The following is a 16,096-nucleotide window of genomic DNA, read 5'->3' on the forward strand; positions in this document are numbered from 1 at the left end:
CCGCGGCATTTCCTTTCTTAGCCGAATCTGGCGATGATCAGGACGCCAGCCATTACAACGGCAGTGCCAACAAGTCGACCCGCATTCACGCCATCGCGAAAGAAGACCACGCCCGAAGCCAGCACCAGCATATACACAAGGCTCGTGAATGGATACGCGTAGCTGATCTGGAATTTCGTGAGCGCGAGCATCCACGACACACCCGCGAAGAATGTCGCGATGATGCCTGAGATCACCCACGGGTTTAGCAAAAGACCTATGACGAACTGGATCTTGCCGGGCAAGCCTACCGGAAGATTGCCAGCGTGGCCGACCTGCCAGCGCATGACGACCTGACTGTATGCTGTCAGAAAGACCATCGCGAAGATGTAGAGATGATCCAGGGCTCGATTCATTGGATGCGCACCGGCAAAATGTAGGCGCACATTGTACAAGACGCCTAACCCCGCGCCGTAGAACGGGCCGCCGGCGCTACGCCGTATGCGAGAGGGGAGGAACATCCCCGCCGGTCAAATCATCCGGTATGGTGCTAACATTTAGCACTCTCTCCGACTGCCTGGATGTTTCATGTCAACACAGAACCTGCACGCAGCATATGGGGTCTCTGAGCGCCTCGAAGCCAACGACAATATCGACGAGGCTGTTGCGGAACTCCGCATCAATGGCTATGCCGTCCTGGAAAGCGGACTATCCCGGGATTTCCTTGATACATTGAAAGGCGACCTTGATCGGGTCTACTCAAGGCAGGTTCAGGAGATGGGCGGTGAAGACGTTCTGCGTCGCATACACGACACAGATATCGCCCGCTGCATGCTGTCCTATGAATCCAATTTCCTGGCGGTTGCCACGACGGAACCACTGATGAAACTTGCCGCCCGCGTTCTTGGGTCAGAGTTCGTATTAATGCAGCAAAACGGCATCATCAATAAACCTGACCGCGAGAACTACCAGGCGAAATGGCACCGCGACCTCCCGCACCAACATTGGACAAGCTCAAAGCCGCTTGCGATCAACGCGCTGCTATGTCTCGATGATTTCACGTTGGAAAACGGAGCTACTTTCGTTCTGCCTGGAACGCACCATGTGCCAGAGTTTCCGACGGACATGTTCGTATCCAGGTTCGAAAAGCAAATCGCGGCACCAGCGGGCTCATACCTTGTCCTGGACGCAATGCTGTATCACCGCGGTGGCACCAATAGCTCCGCAAACGCTCGACGTGCGGTCAATCACGTGATCGGTTTGCCCTTCATGGCACAACAGGTGGACATTCCGTCTGCGCTTGCCAGTACCGGTATGCCTGAACCACAAGATGCATCGATCAGGAAGTATCTGGGATACCGTTGGGCGCCAGCCGAAAGCGCTATTGGTTGGCGTCTAGCACGTATTTGATCGCGAGTTCGGGGCGGCCCGGAACAGCTAACCGAGCCGCCTCTTGCTGACCGCATCTGTTACAGCGACTCCTGCATGCGCGACTTTAAACGCGCCGAGGATTTCGGAGAGCAGCGAAGGCAGCGCCCACCAACAGGCCCAGTGCGGCGCCGACTGCGATCAGGAGCTTCCCGCTCGGCGTGCTTGGTCGTTGGGGAACGTACGGCGCTACAAGGATCCGGGTGGGATACGTGCGCAAGGGGCTGATTGCCTCTCGTAGCTGGGTTGCCTTCGAGTTCAGCATGGCGATCTGTTCGTTGATCAGCGTTGCCGTATTCGTCAACAGGATGTCGTGCGAATTGTTGCCCGTGGCGCTTCCCTGCGTGTTGCCGGATCGGATCGATTCATAGGTGCGGTCGGAGTCGGCTTGAACCGCAGCGAGCTTGGCGGACGTGCTGTCCAGTTCGCGTTTCATTTCCTCAAGCGCGGGTTCGAACTTTTTCTGGTGCTCGGCTGAAAATACATTGAAGGAGGCCACCAGTGCAGCGCGAGCTTCGTCTTGGGAGTAGCCCGAGGCCTCCAGTTCGATGAGGTCGAGGCCTTTTGCGGGTGTTGCACGCAGCGAGTTGAAGATTAGCTTGGCGTCCCTGTTAGTCTCGACTTCAGTCGGCAGACCCATTGCGCTGAGCACAAGTAGCCGGGAGGCCGGCAGATTGTAGCGATCTGTGGCGGATAACTGACTTTCGATGGGCTGACTCGCCTGTTCAGGCATAGTGACTTGTCCGATCTGGACCGTCATTTTGGCAAGCCATCGGGGATGCTGGAATTGTGAAATCAGTGTGCCAATCAAGGCTCCGACCACGGTAGTCAGAATGATGAGCTTGATCGACTTGGCAAAATGGCGCAGAAGATGCGTATGCGAGCGCGATGCGACAGTGGGTGTTTGGTGCATGCCGAGGAGTATGTCGGGAGAGTTTTTTGAGGTTGCCGTCACGATTGTAGCGCGATTTTTACCCGCATCTTCCAAGGCGAACGTAAGTGATTGTTCATGATGCGACAGGCACCATATTCGCTTTTGACCCCTTGATCAGGTGCGAGGTCGGCAACATTGCGGCGATCATGGATGTCCGCACTGCACGAACCCCCGGCTTCGCATCGTCGCCGCCAATCTTGTGTGCGACCGTTTCGGCACCGGATCATTTCATCTCGTCGAACTTTAGGCAGCATAGGTTCCTGTCCCTGAGCGCCTCTGTTTCGAAGTGTGGTGCCAAAAACGTACATTGACCGATGATGCCCTTGACGCCGAGCTTCAATAGCAGGTTGCGCATCCGCTCCCCTTGGAAATCGGCACCATAGTTGCCCTCGTTCAGATACGCCAGATGCAACGGTTCACGTAGGCCGTCGAACGCGAAATAGGTCGTATTGTCGACCACAAGACGTTTCGCGCCGTCGCCCTCGAGGCCGCATTTGCGGGCGAACGCGCGGACCTGTTCACGCTGTTCGGCAAACTTGAACGTCGGAATGGAGAGCGCCTGGTTTGGCAGACCGACTCCCACCGGATGCACGGTGGTGAGAAGGCGAGGCGCAACAATAGTGAAGGTCACTGCGGCACTAGCGAGGAGAATCACAGATAGCGGTGCCAATATACCGACTGTCAGCGCCGGATTGCGGCCGACCCAGCGGGATTCGCCGGCGCACAGGAGCACCAGCCATGCAGCCACCGGGACCACGAAACTGCCGCCGTAGAACGCCCACACCTTGTACAGCATCAGGTGGCCTAGCAGTCCGATCCAGAGGGTGGCAATCAGGGTAATGCGATATCCGCTCATCCTTCGCAGAAGCGCGACGACGAGGCTGATCGGTGGAACCAGTACCGCTAGCCAGATCGTGAGTGTCAGAGCCGCTTCAATGGCTACGTTGATCCCTGCAATCCATGGCGCGCCGGTAATGCCATTCATCGACGGCAACCAATCGGACTGGTAACTTTCCTGAAACGTCAGGAGTGAGTTGATTGCATATGGAGCCGACGTCAGGTTGGTGAGCAACTCGTGGACAAACGTCGTGGGGGATTTGACCACCATGCCTGGTGCTGTCGTTTGCGAGGCGAGCAGGCTCGACAGGATGGGAGCATCCACGCATTTTATTGCGGCTGATGAAAATGAAATGCTTTGGACCGTACATGCGAGTACGAAAACTACCGCGACCGTACACAACGCGATACTGCGGGATCTGAAACTGAAATAGGCTGATACGATGACGACGGGGAAGAAAAAAATCGCTTTCGGATGGATGTAGAAGAAGAAGCTCGTCGCGAAGCAAAACACCACGAGGCAAGCCAATTGGCGCACTCGCTGTCCAGGGCGGGATATGCGTTCGACGAGGGCTGGGAACAGGACGAATAGCGTTAGCAACAGGGCCAGCCATTGTTCGGCGCGCGCCAGTCCGAGGGTCAGCGGTAGAACGCCCAGTCCGGTCACGGCTGCGACAATCGCTAGAGCCGGCAGGTACAGGCGACGATGCGGATACACCCAGCGAACGGCGAGGGCCAGCAAAGCGCCCCAGCACAATGCCGTCACGACGGAGCTTATCCGGATGCCAAGCGGCGTTGCCTTGGCGTATAGCACCCCGTAAGCAAATGCCGCCGGGCGCATCGAAACGGGGATGTTCAGCAAGAAATCGGAGTGGCACTCCGGATACAGCGTATTGAATTTCCAGCCGTTCGCGATTGCCGCGGCCTGCATCATCTTGGTCGCGATTTCATCACTGTATAAAGGGACGAGAATGGTCGTGGCAATGACCGCGACCCATACAAACAACACGATCAATGACAGCCTGTCTGCCCACCGTGTCAGATTGCTCCTGGCTGTCCCTTGTTTTGAGTTTGAGATCAAGGTGGTGGGGGAATTCCGCATAAAGGACATCAAATCCGTTTGCTATTCACTCATTGAGCTTGAGCGACCTGCTCAAGGTATTCGCCACCTTGTCCTGTTGGGCTTCCGTTAGACCGACCCAGAGCGGCAAGCGCACCAGGCGCTCCGAGACCGAATCCGTGACCGACAGATCACCCTGTGCGCGACCATATTTCTGTCCGGCCGGGGAGGAGTGCAACGGGACATAGTGGAACACCGACGCTATATCGTTGCGTCTGAAGTCGTCGAGAACCGCTTGCCGGTTAACCTCGGGCGACAGGAGCACATAGTACATATGTGCGTTGTGCTGACATTCCGAGGGCACAATGGGGCGTCGCAGCACGCCTTTGGCTTCGAACGATTCGAGCAGGGCGTGATAGCGATTCCAACTGACTATGCGTTGCTGCGTGATTTTGTCAGCCTCTTCAAACTGCGCCCACAGAAAGGCCGCCATGAGTTCCCCGGGCAGAAATGAGGAGCCAACTTCCTGCCAGGTGTATTTGTCTACTTCTCCGCGAAAAAAGCGACTCCGGTCTGTACCCTTTTCGCGAATGATTTCGGCGCGCGGAGTCAGTTGTGGATCGTTGACGAGCAAGCTGCCGCCCTCGCCGGAAATCACGTTCTTGGTTTCATGAAAGCTGTAGGCGCCGAGATCGCCGATGCTGCCGAGCGCGCGTCCCTTGTACGTCGCCATGACACCTTGCGCGGCGTCTTCCACGACCTTCAATCCGTGGCGTGCCGCAATTGCCATGATTGTGTCCATTTCGCATGCGACGCCAGCGTAATGCACGGGTACGATCGCTCGCGTGCGAGGCGTGATGGCGGACTCGATCAACTGCTCATCGATATTGAGTGTGTCGTCTCGCACATCTACGAATACGGGTACGGCACCACGCAGCACGAAGGCGTTTGCTGTGGACACGAAGGTGTACGACGGCATGATCACCTCGTCGCCGGGCTCGATGTCCAGCAACAGCGCAGCCATTTCCAGTGCGGCTGTGCAGGAGTGCGTAAGCAATGCCTTGGCGCATTGCGTGCGCGTCTCAAGCCACGTGTGGCAGCGCTTGGTGAAGGGGCCGTCGCCAGCAAGACGTCCATTGAAATGCGCCTCGGCAATATAGTGCAATTCCTTCCCGGTCATATTCGGCCAGTTGAACGGGATATGTCTGTCTTTGTTTGTGTCCATGTTGCTTCCCAGCACGTTTTGGTATCAACCTTGTGGCTCAGCGGGAATCGGGGCGCTCGATCCACACTCGCGATCCACCACATAAAGCGGCCGCCCCTTCGCCATTTCAAAGATGCGCGAGATATAAAGTCCCACTGCGCCAAGGCTGGCGAGTATCAAACCCGTCGAAAAAAGCACGGCAACCACAAGGCTTGTCCAGCCAGGCAAGGACGATGCGACGAAGTGCCGATAGATGAAATAGGCCCCGGTGCAGAAACTCGCAACGGTGAAGAAGAGCCCGGTGTACATGATCCAGTTCAGAAACACGCTGGTGTGGAAAAACATCCCACCAAGCGCATGCCTTGTGAGCTTGAACAGGTCATACGAGCTGCGCCCGGAGTGCCGTTCGCCATGGGCGTACCTTATCGTGCCGCAGTCGAATCCAAGCCAGCGCAGGATCAGGATGAAGTGCCGCTCGCGTTCGCCGAACAGGAGAAAGGCGTTCACAACCTTACGGGACAGGATGCTGAACGACCCATATCCGCCGTCCACCTCCTGACCGGTGAGGCGGCGCATCAGCGCAAAGTACACCTTGGTCGCAAGCAACCGCGACGCGGCGTGAGTCCGCTCCACGCGCTTCGCCATCACGAGATCATGTCCCTTTCTGATCTCGTTGTAGAGGTCGGGGATCCGCTCGGGCGGGTCTTGCAGATCGCAGTCCATCACCACGACGTAGTTGCCACGCGCTGCCTCGAGTCCGGCGGTGATAGCAATCTGCTGTCCGAAGTTGCGACTTAAGCGGATCCCGCGCACGGCGGGATAGCGTGTCGAAAGCGCTTCGATCAGCGGCCACGAATTATCAGGGCTGCGATCATCGACGATGACAATTTCGAACGACGGTACGAGCGCACGAAGCACATTATCAAGCCGCTCACACAATGCCTCCAGGCACCCGAGGCATCCATAGGACGGCACGACTACGCTGATTTCCGGGGTCGGCGATACATTGGCTGCGGCGCCATGCTCTCGTTCAGGCGCTATCGCGTTGCCGGCCACCTGCTGATTCGATGTTGGCGACAGCGCGGACCCCGCACCGCCGCAGCAATTTGCTCCGCTCATTATGTTACTTTTCCAGTACAGCCAGGCCGAACCCGGTGTCGCCATAGCGGCTGCCGTTATACAGCATGAATCGCTCGCCGGCGTGATCGAACACGCACGGATAGCACACAGTGTCGACGTCCCAGCCGGATTCGGACGGGCCGATTCCGGCCAGTTCATCGCGCCGGGTCCAGGAGACGCCGTCGGGAGAGTCCGCGTATCCAATGCGGTAGGCGTCCCCGCGATACGAGTACCACATGCGATAGAGGTCCGCATCGCGCACGACGGTCGGCTTGGACATCGCGTACTCCGTCTCGTCCTTGAAGGGCAGGGCGATTGTGCCGTCGCGCCGCCAGTTGCGGCCATCGTCGGATTCGGCGTACTTGAACAGATGGCTCATCTCTTCTTGCCGGGTGCCCGTACCCCACGACAGGTTCGATCCGTACCACATGCGCCAGCGGTTGCCGTCAACCAGCACCCATGGATAGGAGATCGAGAACGGATCGGTGTCGCTCCTGTCCATGACCGGCGCCCGGGAGACTTTGACGAAAGGCGAATCCGGCCCCTCGCTGACTGCCAGGCCGATCGAGTTACGCCACGGCACCGTTACTCCAAGGTTCCAGCCAAGGTAGTACAGGTAGCGTTTGCCGTCGTGATGCACGAGGCACCCCATCGAGGTCCCGCTGTCGTCGAACAGTCCGGTCTCGCCGGGAGCGATCACAGGCGCGTCCGACAGGGACAGGATCTTTTGGGGGGCGCTCAGGTCAATGTCGACGTAACCGATGTGCGCGCGACGCTGCGCATCGCGTGCACTGAAATAGACGCGAAAGACGTCACCGTGCCGCCGTTCCGCGACAGGATTCGCGGCGTGCGTCAACATCCACGGATGTTCTCCAGCGGCACAAAACACGTTGCCAAGCTTTCGCCAGCGCATCTTCGTGGCTCCTAGATGTTGCGCAATCTTGAACTGGGTACGCGCGAGCGCTCGGCGGCCGGCGCGGAGTACACGCCTTCGGGTTCCGCGTCGGCGACCAGCAACGAACCTGCTCCGATGACACAACGCTCGCCGATCGTCACGTGATCGCGAATAGTCGAATTTACACCGATGAAGCTTCCCGCACCAACCCGTACGCCCCCGGAAATCACAACATGCGAGCTGATGAAGCAGTTGTCTTCGATCACCGAATGGTGGCCGATGTGATTTCCGCTCCACAGCGTGACGTTGTGGCCAATCTGCGCGAATGGCTGAATGGTGTTGTCCTCGAGAATGAAGCAATTCTCGCCGACGGCAAAGTCAGGAAAGACGGTGGCGCGGCTACTGACGTAGCTTGCGCAACGGTAGCCGGCCTGACGTACTTCCTCAACCTTCTGGGTACGCACAGCGTTGACCTTCGCATAGCTCAACGCAACGAACATCTGTACGTCCTGCGGCCGGTATCGCTGCGGCAATTCGTCGAAGGGCACCACGGGAAGATCATGAAACGCATCGCGATCGGCAAATGCGCGGTCCACTGTGAAGGCAACCGGCTGGCAAGCCGAATCGTGAGTGAAATAAAACCAGGCAAGCTCGGCAATCTGGCCCGTACCGAATATGACAAGCGGAGTTTTCGGCTCGGTCATCGATCATTTCCTCACGAGAATGGTGAACTCGTACAAGCCGTAGTCATGTAGCAAAGCCACATTGCGGGAGTATTTGCGTTTGCATAGATCGAACAACTCGCAAGGATCGGCGTAATGGAGATCGGGCCGCATCCGGTCCTGATCGGAATACGAGGTCAGGCAATTGAACGCAAATCCCCTGGTGGCGAACTCATGCATGTTCTCAAGCGTCGTTTCGATGTACGAACGCCACTCGCTATCGCTTCTCTCCAGCTTGACATTGAAAATTCCGCTTGCAACGGCGAAGTCTGTGGGCTGCGATGGCCGCGTGCCGAGCTCGAAGCGTGCGTGCGCTTTATCCGCATGGAGCTGGGTGGCCGCGTCGATCATCGCGTCGGAGATGTCGACGCCTAAGTAGTCGAAGCTTTTGAAATGCGTTGCGAGGAATTCGAGAAGCGAGCCGTAACCACAGCCCACGTCCGTTACCGAAAAGGGTGCGTCCGGATCCAGTACTTTGCAAAGCTGGGCAAAGCGCAGCACCTGGCCCTCGCGGCCATTCCAGTCGACGCCACGCGGTTCGCTGCCGAAGCGTTGAATCTTGTCGGTGTAATAGCGTGCAACGGACGAAAGCAAATCGTTCATGATCGTTCTGGCTGGTTCGATGGCAAGGCGGGAGACTTCATGTACTGACGTGCATCCGCGCCGCAATTGAAAAGCAGATCGAGCACGCTGACACCATGTTGGAACTCGCCCCAGAGCTGAGGGTATTCCGGATATCCGCTGTAGTCGTAATAACGCAGTTCGATGCCCGCCGCCTCGAACAGGTCCGGCGCGATGTAGTCGCGTGCAGCGGGGCCCGAAATGTAAGTGGTTGCGCCGGCTTGCTTGCACAGATCCACGAGCCGTTCGGTCTTGCCGTCGGCGAGCGTGTAGTCGCTGCTCCACTTTAGCGTTGTCGTGATGCCCAGCAGCTTGCAGATCTCTTCGGTCAGAGCGCGGTTGAGCTCGGACAGGTGGGTAAACTCGCGATCGAGGTAATACGGCTCCAGCACGGCGGCGATCTGCTCGAAATACGGCGCGCGGCGGTAGTTCTGTTGCAGTGCTTTCCAGTGATCGCTGCGCCAGCGCTGGCCGTCAATCTCCGTCTCGCGGATCGTCTGCAGATACTTGCCCTTGACCTTCACGGGAACCGTCAACCACAACAGGCCCTGCGGCGTCTTGATCTGGTTCCGGTTGCGCCAATCCCGACGCGTATATTGCATGTCATCGTAGAGGATGAATTCGTCAACCGAACCGATCATGTCGAAGTAGCCCTTCCACGGGATATAACACGATTGGACAATCGCAACGATGCGCTGAGAGGTTTTCAATTGGCTGGAATATGTCGTTGCCCGACAGGCTCGGTCGGCGCGAAATGTAGCGCTGGTAGCCGGCGTTGCGGTGCGAAGCGCGGCATGGACGTAATGTCAAAGTATAACCTGCGTAAAGGCGCTCAACGACGAGGGCCTCGGCAATCGATGGCTGGCGGTAGCGCAATTGGAGTCTGCGTGGCAAGGCGGAGCAGCCCATCCGTTGAAATACCGTGATCAACCAGGGAAGCCAAGGCCTCCGGCCCGCCTGGAGCGCGTTGTAGCGCAGGGCGCAGGCAGAAAGATTTGAAAGATTCGGTGGCTTCGGCGGTTTCGTCTGAACTTATCCTTGAGCTCCGATCGCCACGTCGTCAGCTCCACATCGGTAGCTGCCTGCTCGTGGCGAACCTACTCATTCTCTCGCAGCGATCATATGCGGGTGGAATATTTTACCTCGCTGGAGAGACCCGGCAGAACGCTAGTTCCGGAGCAGGCTCAGTGCTGCATATTGCAACAACATGATGGTCTTGCCATCGGTGATTTCCCCTCTGCCTATCATAGCGAGCGCATCGTCGACCAACAGTTCGACTACCTCAATGTCTTCGCCTTCCGCCACGAGTCCGCCGCCGTCGCTCACCTTGTCTTGAGGCGTGTACGCGGCGACGAAACAGTGCACTGCGTGGGTGACGCATCCAGGCACCATGAGCGCTTCGAAAACTTTCTGCATTGAAGCGATCCGGTAACCGGTCTCTTCCTCGACTTCCTGCCTCATGCGCGCTTCGGGCTCTGTGCCGTCAAGAAATCCCGCCGGCGTTTCCAGTAGATCGCCGGACGTGCCGCGCAGGTAGGCCGGCAAGCGGAATTGCCGCACCAGAATCACGGTGCGGCGCGCGGCGTCGTACAGGAGGACGGTGGCGCCGTCGTCGACGTGATAAATCTCGCGTGTCAGCGGTTGAGTCTCGCCGTTGGCGCGCACGTATTGGAAGTCCACCTTCTCAAGCTTGTTCCAGTTTGCAGACAATGGCTCGATAGCGGTAATGCGAATTCTCTCTTTGGCCGACATGCCTGCGCTCCTTGACTCGGGTCGTTTCGCACGCGTAGCATGCTGCCGGCGGTGGCCCTCTCGGCGACCGCGTAATCTATCTAATACGATGTCCGTTTGTGGCAAAGAAGCCTACTACGTCAGTTTGTGGCAAACAAGCGGACACTGCCCGCCAGCGCGTGGGCCGGGAGACCCAGGCCACGACGCAGACGCGAGCGCTACAATCGCTATGAGACAGCCTTCGGCTGCCATCAGCGGCTGCGGGATATCCGCAAGTGGCATGCCGGGCGCTCAGCAGGAATAATATCTGCTACGTGACATCAGACCAATTTGCAATTGTCAATTCGAGGGTGCGTGGTCGCACGAACCGGGGTGTTTGGCGTTTCCGCGCGGCTATAGGCCTTGATTCGCGTTGTTTTCATGCAACGGAATCCGGGCAATCTGGAGTGTAAAGCCGATGTTCCGACAAAAAGCCGCATGGCTGTCTTTCAGTGCCTTCCTGTTCGACTTATGCGCAGTCGCAGGTACCTGGCTTGCGTCCTATGTAATTCGCTTCAACGGGGCTCTTCCGCCCGAGTTTTGGACCGGCTCGCTAAGAGCGGTCATGTGGGTTCTTCCTATCTACGGGATCGCGTTTCGCGTATTTGGCCTGTATCGAGGCATGTGGGTGTTCGCGAGCTTGCCCGACCTGATGCGAATTTCGAAGTCGGTCGTTTCGGCGGCGCTCGTCGTTATGATCGTGTCAGTGATGGTTCAGCCCACGCCGATCATTCCGCGCTCGGTCCTGATCGTTTCGCCCCTGCTGCTGTTCCTCGTCATGGGCGGTTCTCGAGCGCTTTACCGCGCGTCGAAAGAGTTTCGCCTTTACGGTGGCCTCATTTCCCAAGGCAAGCCAGTGATCGTGCTGGGAGCAGGCGGCGCGGGCGCAAGCCTTGCCCGGGAGCTGTCGCGTTCCAGCGAGTGGCGCCTCGTGGGTCTGCTTGACGACGATGCTTCCCGACATGGTCGCGAAATCTACGGTTACAAAGTTCTTGGTCCTATCAGCGATTTGCCTCGTTGGTCCGCAGAGCTCAAAGCGGATTACGCGATTATCGCGATCCCCTCGGCATCCATCGAGAACCAGCGTCGCGTTGCCACGCTTTGCGTGCGCGCCGGCGTCAAGGCCATGGTTTTGCCTGCGCTTACCACCCTTACCGAAGGGCAAGCGTTCATGTCGCGCGTTCGCCAGATCGATCTCGAGGATTTGCTGGGCCGGGACGAGGTGAAAATCGACATGTCGCATGTCGAGGCGTTGCTGCGTGAGCGCATCGTGATGGTCACCGGGGCGGGTGGCTCGATCGGCTCCGAGTTGTGCCGGCAGATTCTGCGTTTCAAGCCGGCACAGTTGGTCGTGTTTGACCTCTCAGAGTTCGCGATGTACAAATTGATCGAAGAGCTCCGCGAGCGCTACCCGGAGGTGTCGGTCATCCCGATCGTTGGCGATGCGAAAGATTCGCTGCTGCTTGACCAGGTCATGTCGCGTTATCTGCCGCACATCGTGTTCCATGCGGCCGCGTACAAGCACGTGCCATTGATGGAAGAGTTGAACGCATGGCAGGCGGTGCGTAACAACGTGCTTGGCACGTACCGTGTGGCCCGCTCCGCGATCCGTCACAACGTGAAGCATTTCGTGCTGATCTCGACCGACAAGGCCGTCAACCCAACCAATGTGATGGGTGCAAGCAAGCGGCTAGCTGAAATGGCGTGCCAGGCGTTGCAGCAGACCACCGAGCGCACGCAGTTCGAGACCGTTCGTTTCGGCAACGTGCTCGGTAGTGCAGGTAGCGTGATTCCAAAGTTCCAGCAACAGATCGCCAAGGGTGGCCCGGTGACGGTGACTCACCCTGAGATCACACGTTTTTTCATGACGATCCCCGAGGCATCGCAGCTCGTGCTCCAGGCATCGAGCATGGGACACGGTGGCGAAATTTTCATTCTGGACATGGGTGAACCCGTGCGGATCGTCGATCTGGCGCGTGACCTGATCCGCCTTTATGGCTTCACCGAGGAACAGATTCGCATCGAGTTCAGCGGGCTGCGTCCGGGTGAGAAACTCTACGAAGAGCTGCTTGCGTGTGACGAGACGACAACGCGCACGCCGCATCCGAAGCTGCGTATTGCACGCGCGAGAGAGGCGTCGGAGCATCTGCTGGACGAACTGCTGCCATGGCTGATGCAGCACCGGGTATTGGCTGACGACGAAGTGCGCCGGGACTTGCGGCGCTGGGTGCCCGAATACCAGCCCGCTACGGCGCAGGTTCTTCAGAGTGTGCCTTCAGTAGCGCGGGTTCATGCTTCGCGCTGATTGAGCGTGATGCCTGTTGCTGGCCGAAGAGCGGGTGCTTCGCTTCGGCCAGCAAGTGCATTTTTCACCTGTCAGGCGTCTACCGAATCACTCGCTGTTGACGAGTTGTTCTCACCAAATGAAAGCGTTCCGCGGAAAGTTTTGGCGCGAGTGAGCCCCTTGTCCCATGGTGCTTAGCGCTTGGCAGCCCATTCTCAAAAACATCGAGCGACCCTGCGCTACGCCAATATTCGCGCGCTGCCCCCGCCACCAAATGAAAGCGTCCCGCGCGCCGTGCGTATTGGGCTACGCCGAAAATTGACCCTCTCTTGCGCTGGAGCGGTCGCGTCGAAAGTCGCTTATTTTTTAGCATCGACCGAGAGATTTGCGACAGCCAAAACTACTTCCGCCTGAGGCTTGTCACCCCCTCCCATTCAGCGCACGCGGCGGACTCCAAGTGCCGCTGGGCCAGCAAGTTAAGATATTGAAGTCCGCAGTCAAGTTTCTGATGTCGAGCATCTTCAGTGACGACAGCGACTTCTTCGTTTCCCCGATGAGTGCGAGGGGTGGCAATCCGGCCACTTGACGCCCTTTTCACTGAGCGACCACAGGGCCGGCGAGTCCCTCAGTGTAATGAGACTGCTAGCTTTCGTCTCCACTTGCGCTTGGGTCAAAGGCGTAATACATATCGCGCAAAATTTTCCCTAGCATTTGGTTCTTGTATTCTTCGGGGTCAAACCGAAGAAGGTCCGTGACTTCCATTTTTCTACCAAACAATTCGCTATACATATTAATACTATTTTTATTTAGGTCTCTTCTGTCCCGGATGAAGCGTTTGATTGTGGGTAGGTTTGCTGCGAATCGCTCCTTTAGTAGAAATGTTTCGATGGAGCGCTTCGCTATGGGCGATTGGGTACGTGGCTGCACAGTACCAAACTCGCTCAGCAGCTTATCGTCATGCAATAGTTGGTCAAACGTATAGTTTCCGTTTGAAGAAACGATTTCGAAGCGTAACACGTCTTCATCAATATCTTCCAAAGGATGGAGATGTCGAGTTTTGAAAAAATTCTTAGTGCCCTTCAAACTTGAATTGCAAATGTAGCAGCTTGGAACAAGGTTATAGAGCGAAAGTGCGAGGTATGGATACTCAGCTTTAGGAAAAAAGTGGTCCAACGTTGGCCGGTAGCTACCCGTCGTTCCTACGACCGTGAAAGAGAATGCCTGATTGCAATATGGGCATATGGTGTTTCTCGCTTTCGCGCAGAGTTTATATGCAGACCAACGTTGGACGTTCTTCTGGCAGAACAAAGAATAATCGAATGCCTTCTTCGCGGAGCTGTTGAAATTTTTTACTTGTCCTTTCGACAGCGGCTTGCATGTGGACTCGGCGTCGGCAATGATGTCTCGCAATTTCTGCACATCGCCAGTCGCGAAATTTGGCAGATTCTTTTGAACAAATGCTCGAAACTGTGGCGACCTGATATAGCCTGCCTGGTTCGGCAGCTTCGTCAAAAGGCCTTCAAGGCGCTTAGTAACATACGCGTTGTGGTCGGTCTTCGCATCATCCCAAACATCGTGAATTGAAATCATTCTTCGACACCCCGTTTGTATACTCTGCGCCGCTCGCGCAGCTTTTTCATTTCTCGCAGCAAGATTGGGTCGTCGATGATGCTCAGGAGGTGGTCGTCTATCTCGTTCGCCTCTCCTTCCTCTAATCGACCGATGCTTTCTTTGATTTTCCCGTGAGCGAAGGCTCCAAGCGACCCCGTTTCAAAGCTCGAGTTGACTATGTCTTCAAGCGAAGCAGCGAAGCTTCGAACCTCTACGTTATGCGACTCGGCCGGCTCGTCTTTCGTACTCAGTCTCGTGACGCAGTCGCGCGGAACGTCAGTAAGAAGCGAAGTTGAATGAGAGCTTAGAATGAGCTGAAGGCTTTTGACCTCGGCAGCCCTTTTCATGCTTGACATCGTGAGGTCCAGCAGCCTTACGTACTCTCGTTGCCAAGCCGCATGAAGATAGATGTCGCCTTCGTCGAGAAGAACAAGGAACTTGCTCAAGCCTCTATCTTTCAGTTCATCGATTCCGCGGCGAATAGCAGAGAACTGGTATAGGAGAGCCAGTTGCCCGGAACTGAAATTCTCCCAGACCAGTTCAGCGAGCCTAGAATGGGTCACGTTCAAGCGATACCGCTTGAGCGTTGCGTCATCGTCGACATAGACTGATTTTCCAACTCGGTCTCCAACCCTATAATTTCTCCATCTGTCTTCGTTCAGTAACAGATTGACCTTTTGCATAGCAAGGGTCTCAAGTTTCTTCGCAAGCCCTCCGTCTCGGACATTAGAGAGCGGCTCTCCGTCGAGAAAGTATCTTTGTAGAAACGCTTCAACAGGTACCGTCTTTTTTCTACTGGTGTTTATTACTTGTTCTAGTGCGGACAGAACGGGAATCACATGGCCCGCAAGATTTAAATCTATCAGCCTCTGAATTTCCAACATGAAGGCCGTCCCGATTTCTTGAATTTGTCCCGGGACATCCTCGAAAGGTTCGGCATTGTTGCGTTCGGCTACCAAGTGAGAAGCGAATGCGTTCGTGAAATGACGCAGTACCGTCGGAGCAGACTTTAAAAATTCTGGAAACATTGAGCGTAGCCGCTGCTGACCAGCCGAAGCGTAAAGGACGCCCTTAGTTTTCTCTGATGTGGAAAGGTTGCTCAGAATAACTCGAGCGATTGCGGTCAGTATCATTGCCCGGTCGAAGCCGAGTACCACCATCGGCCGAAGTTTGAAACCTAGCTCCCGCCTGACCAGTTCATAATATTGGAAATCGACATCCAAGCCGCCTTCTAATTTTCCGTAGGAAGGTGTTGCGTCGTAGAAGTTTCGCGTGCTTTTGGGGAGGTTGACTCGGTAGGGAATTGGTGTGTAATAGACAACGCCATATTCCTGGCGGTGGTTCTTTTTTCGATAGGCTTCGGAATCGGAGTACCGTACGCCGACCTTCACTATCTGTTCAGTATCGTGAAACGCCCATGCGATTTGTCGTAAGACCCTCGTCTTACCTGCGCCGTTACATCCAATCAAGAGTGAGAAGCTGTCAACGCCGAAAAAACCCCGAAACTTGCCCTTGCGCCGGTTGGATGGCGTCAGCAATTCTAGAGTGCATGAATCCAGGTGAATGCTCGATATCATTTTAGGGTGGTTTTTTATATACAGCCTATAGTCTACTGGTATTCGCTCATTATCG

14 protein-coding genes are annotated in these 16,096 nt (G+C 56.4%); 2 read left to right on the forward strand and 12 right to left on the reverse strand.

Features of this window, described 5'->3' with window-relative positions; all coding sequences use genetic code 11:
- Window positions 1-17 precede the first annotated feature (17 nt).
- Window positions 18-395 carry a DMT family transporter gene (locus BLQ92_RS29805; RefSeq protein WP_143016686.1) on the reverse strand — a complete coding sequence of 126 codons (378 nt, stop codon included), beginning with the start codon at window positions 393-395 and terminating at the stop codon, window positions 18-20.
- 172 nt (window positions 396-567) lie between these two features.
- On the opposite strand from BLQ92_RS29805, the gene BLQ92_RS29810 reads away from it, so the two are divergent.
- A complete protein-coding gene (locus BLQ92_RS29810) occupies window positions 568-1,389 on the forward strand; it encodes a phytanoyl-CoA dioxygenase family protein (protein WP_090690507.1) in 822 nt (273 codons plus the stop codon).
- A gap of 85 nt (window positions 1,390-1,474) precedes the next feature.
- On the opposite strand, the gene BLQ92_RS29815 is transcribed toward BLQ92_RS29810, so the two are convergent.
- The 9 genes from BLQ92_RS29815 to BLQ92_RS29855 form a co-directional block, all read right to left on the reverse strand.
- Window positions 1,475-2,362, reverse strand: a complete 888-nt coding sequence (locus tag BLQ92_RS29815; protein WP_143016687.1) for a Wzz/FepE/Etk N-terminal domain-containing protein — start codon at window positions 2,360-2,362, stop codon at window positions 1,475-1,477.
- Window positions 2,363-2,564: 202 nt separating this feature from the next.
- Window positions 2,565-4,193, reverse strand: coding sequence for a hypothetical protein (locus BLQ92_RS29820; RefSeq protein ID WP_090690513.1), 1,629 nt, complete (start codon window positions 4,191-4,193; stop codon window positions 2,565-2,567).
- 112 nt (window positions 4,194-4,305) lie between these two features.
- The gene (rffA, locus tag BLQ92_RS29825) at window positions 4,306-5,463 is read right to left on the reverse strand and encodes a dTDP-4-amino-4,6-dideoxygalactose transaminase (protein ID WP_090690516.1); all 1,158 of its coding nucleotides are present in this window, start codon (window positions 5,461-5,463) and stop codon (window positions 4,306-4,308) included.
- 24 nt (window positions 5,464-5,487) lie between these two features.
- On the reverse strand, window positions 5,488-6,606 hold the full coding sequence (locus BLQ92_RS29830; protein WP_208449387.1) for a glycosyltransferase family 2 protein: 1,119 nt from the start codon (window positions 6,604-6,606) through the stop codon (window positions 5,488-5,490).
- Entirely contained in the window at window positions 6,566-7,420 is an 855-nt protein-coding gene (locus BLQ92_RS29835) for a glycoside hydrolase family protein (protein ID WP_244896681.1), read from the reverse strand. The genes BLQ92_RS29830 and BLQ92_RS29835 overlap by 41 nt, the downstream gene beginning before the upstream one ends.
- A 65-nt stretch (window positions 7,421-7,485) precedes the next feature.
- Window positions 7,486-8,160 (reverse strand): acetyltransferase, encoded by a 675-nt coding sequence (locus BLQ92_RS29840; protein ID WP_090690526.1) that lies wholly within the window; start codon window positions 8,158-8,160, stop codon window positions 7,486-7,488.
- Between the two features lie 3 nt (window positions 8,161-8,163).
- Window positions 8,164-8,781, reverse strand: coding sequence for a class I SAM-dependent methyltransferase (locus BLQ92_RS29845; protein WP_090690529.1), 618 nt, complete (start codon window positions 8,779-8,781; stop codon window positions 8,164-8,166).
- Window positions 8,778-9,509, reverse strand: coding sequence for a WbqC family protein (locus tag BLQ92_RS29850; RefSeq protein WP_279607943.1), 732 nt, complete (start codon window positions 9,507-9,509; stop codon window positions 8,778-8,780). The genes BLQ92_RS29845 and BLQ92_RS29850 overlap by 4 nt, the downstream gene beginning before the upstream one ends.
- 457 nt (window positions 9,510-9,966) lie before the next feature.
- Window positions 9,967-10,551, reverse strand: coding sequence for an NUDIX domain-containing protein (locus BLQ92_RS29855; protein WP_090690533.1), 585 nt, complete (start codon window positions 10,549-10,551; stop codon window positions 9,967-9,969).
- 436 nt (window positions 10,552-10,987) lie between these two features.
- Between BLQ92_RS29855 and BLQ92_RS29860 the strand changes: the two genes are divergently transcribed.
- The gene (locus BLQ92_RS29860; RefSeq protein WP_090690536.1) at window positions 10,988-12,874 is read left to right on the forward strand and encodes a polysaccharide biosynthesis protein; all 1,887 of its coding nucleotides are present in this window, start codon (window positions 10,988-10,990) and stop codon (window positions 12,872-12,874) included.
- 621 nt (window positions 12,875-13,495) lie between these two features.
- Here BLQ92_RS29860 and BLQ92_RS29865 read toward each other — a convergent pair.
- Window positions 13,496-14,443: an HNH endonuclease gene (locus BLQ92_RS29865; RefSeq protein ID WP_090690539.1), complete on the reverse strand. Its 948-nt coding sequence runs from the start codon at window positions 14,441-14,443 to the stop codon at window positions 13,496-13,498.
- Window positions 14,440-16,002 carry an AAA family ATPase gene (locus BLQ92_RS29870; RefSeq protein ID WP_176860787.1) on the reverse strand — a complete coding sequence of 521 codons (1,563 nt, stop codon included), beginning with the start codon at window positions 16,000-16,002 and terminating at the stop codon, window positions 14,440-14,442. The genes BLQ92_RS29865 and BLQ92_RS29870 overlap by 4 nt, the downstream gene beginning before the upstream one ends.
- Window positions 16,003-16,096 lie beyond the last annotated feature (94 nt).

This window comes from Paraburkholderia phenazinium (assembly GCF_900100735.1).
GTDB lineage: Bacteria > Pseudomonadota > Gammaproteobacteria > Burkholderiales > Burkholderiaceae > Paraburkholderia > Paraburkholderia phenazinia.

Excerpts from the sequence above, each read along its gene's own strand:
- BLQ92_RS29855 (WP_090690533.1), bottom strand. The coding sequence starts at position 10,551 with ATGTCGGCCAAAGAGAGAATTCGCATTACCGCTATCGAGCCATTGTCT.
- BLQ92_RS29810 (WP_090690507.1), top strand. The coding sequence starts at position 568 with ATGTCAACACAGAACCTGCACGCAGCATATGGGGTCTCTGAGCGCCTC.
- rffA (WP_090690516.1), bottom strand. The coding sequence starts at position 5,463 with ATGGACACAAACAAAGACAGACATATCCCGTTCAACTGGCCGAATATG.
- BLQ92_RS29840 (WP_090690526.1), bottom strand. The coding sequence starts at position 8,160 with ATGACCGAGCCGAAAACTCCGCTTGTCATATTCGGTACGGGCCAGATT.
- BLQ92_RS29865 (WP_090690539.1), bottom strand. The coding sequence starts at position 14,443 with ATGATTTCAATTCACGATGTTTGGGATGATGCGAAGACCGACCACAAC.
- BLQ92_RS29860 (WP_090690536.1), top strand. The coding sequence starts at position 10,988 with ATGTTCCGACAAAAAGCCGCATGGCTGTCTTTCAGTGCCTTCCTGTTC.
- BLQ92_RS29835 (WP_244896681.1), bottom strand. The coding sequence starts at position 7,420 with ATGTTGACGCACGCCGCGAATCCTGTCGCGGAACGGCGGCACGGTGAC.
- BLQ92_RS29830 (WP_208449387.1), bottom strand. The coding sequence starts at position 6,606 with ATGGCGACACCGGGTTCGGCCTGGCTGTACTGGAAAAGTAACATAATG.
- BLQ92_RS29845 (WP_090690529.1), bottom strand. The coding sequence starts at position 8,781 with ATGAACGATTTGCTTTCGTCCGTTGCACGCTATTACACCGACAAGATT.
- BLQ92_RS29805 (WP_143016686.1), bottom strand. The coding sequence starts at position 395 with ATGAATCGAGCCCTGGATCATCTCTACATCTTCGCGATGGTCTTTCTG.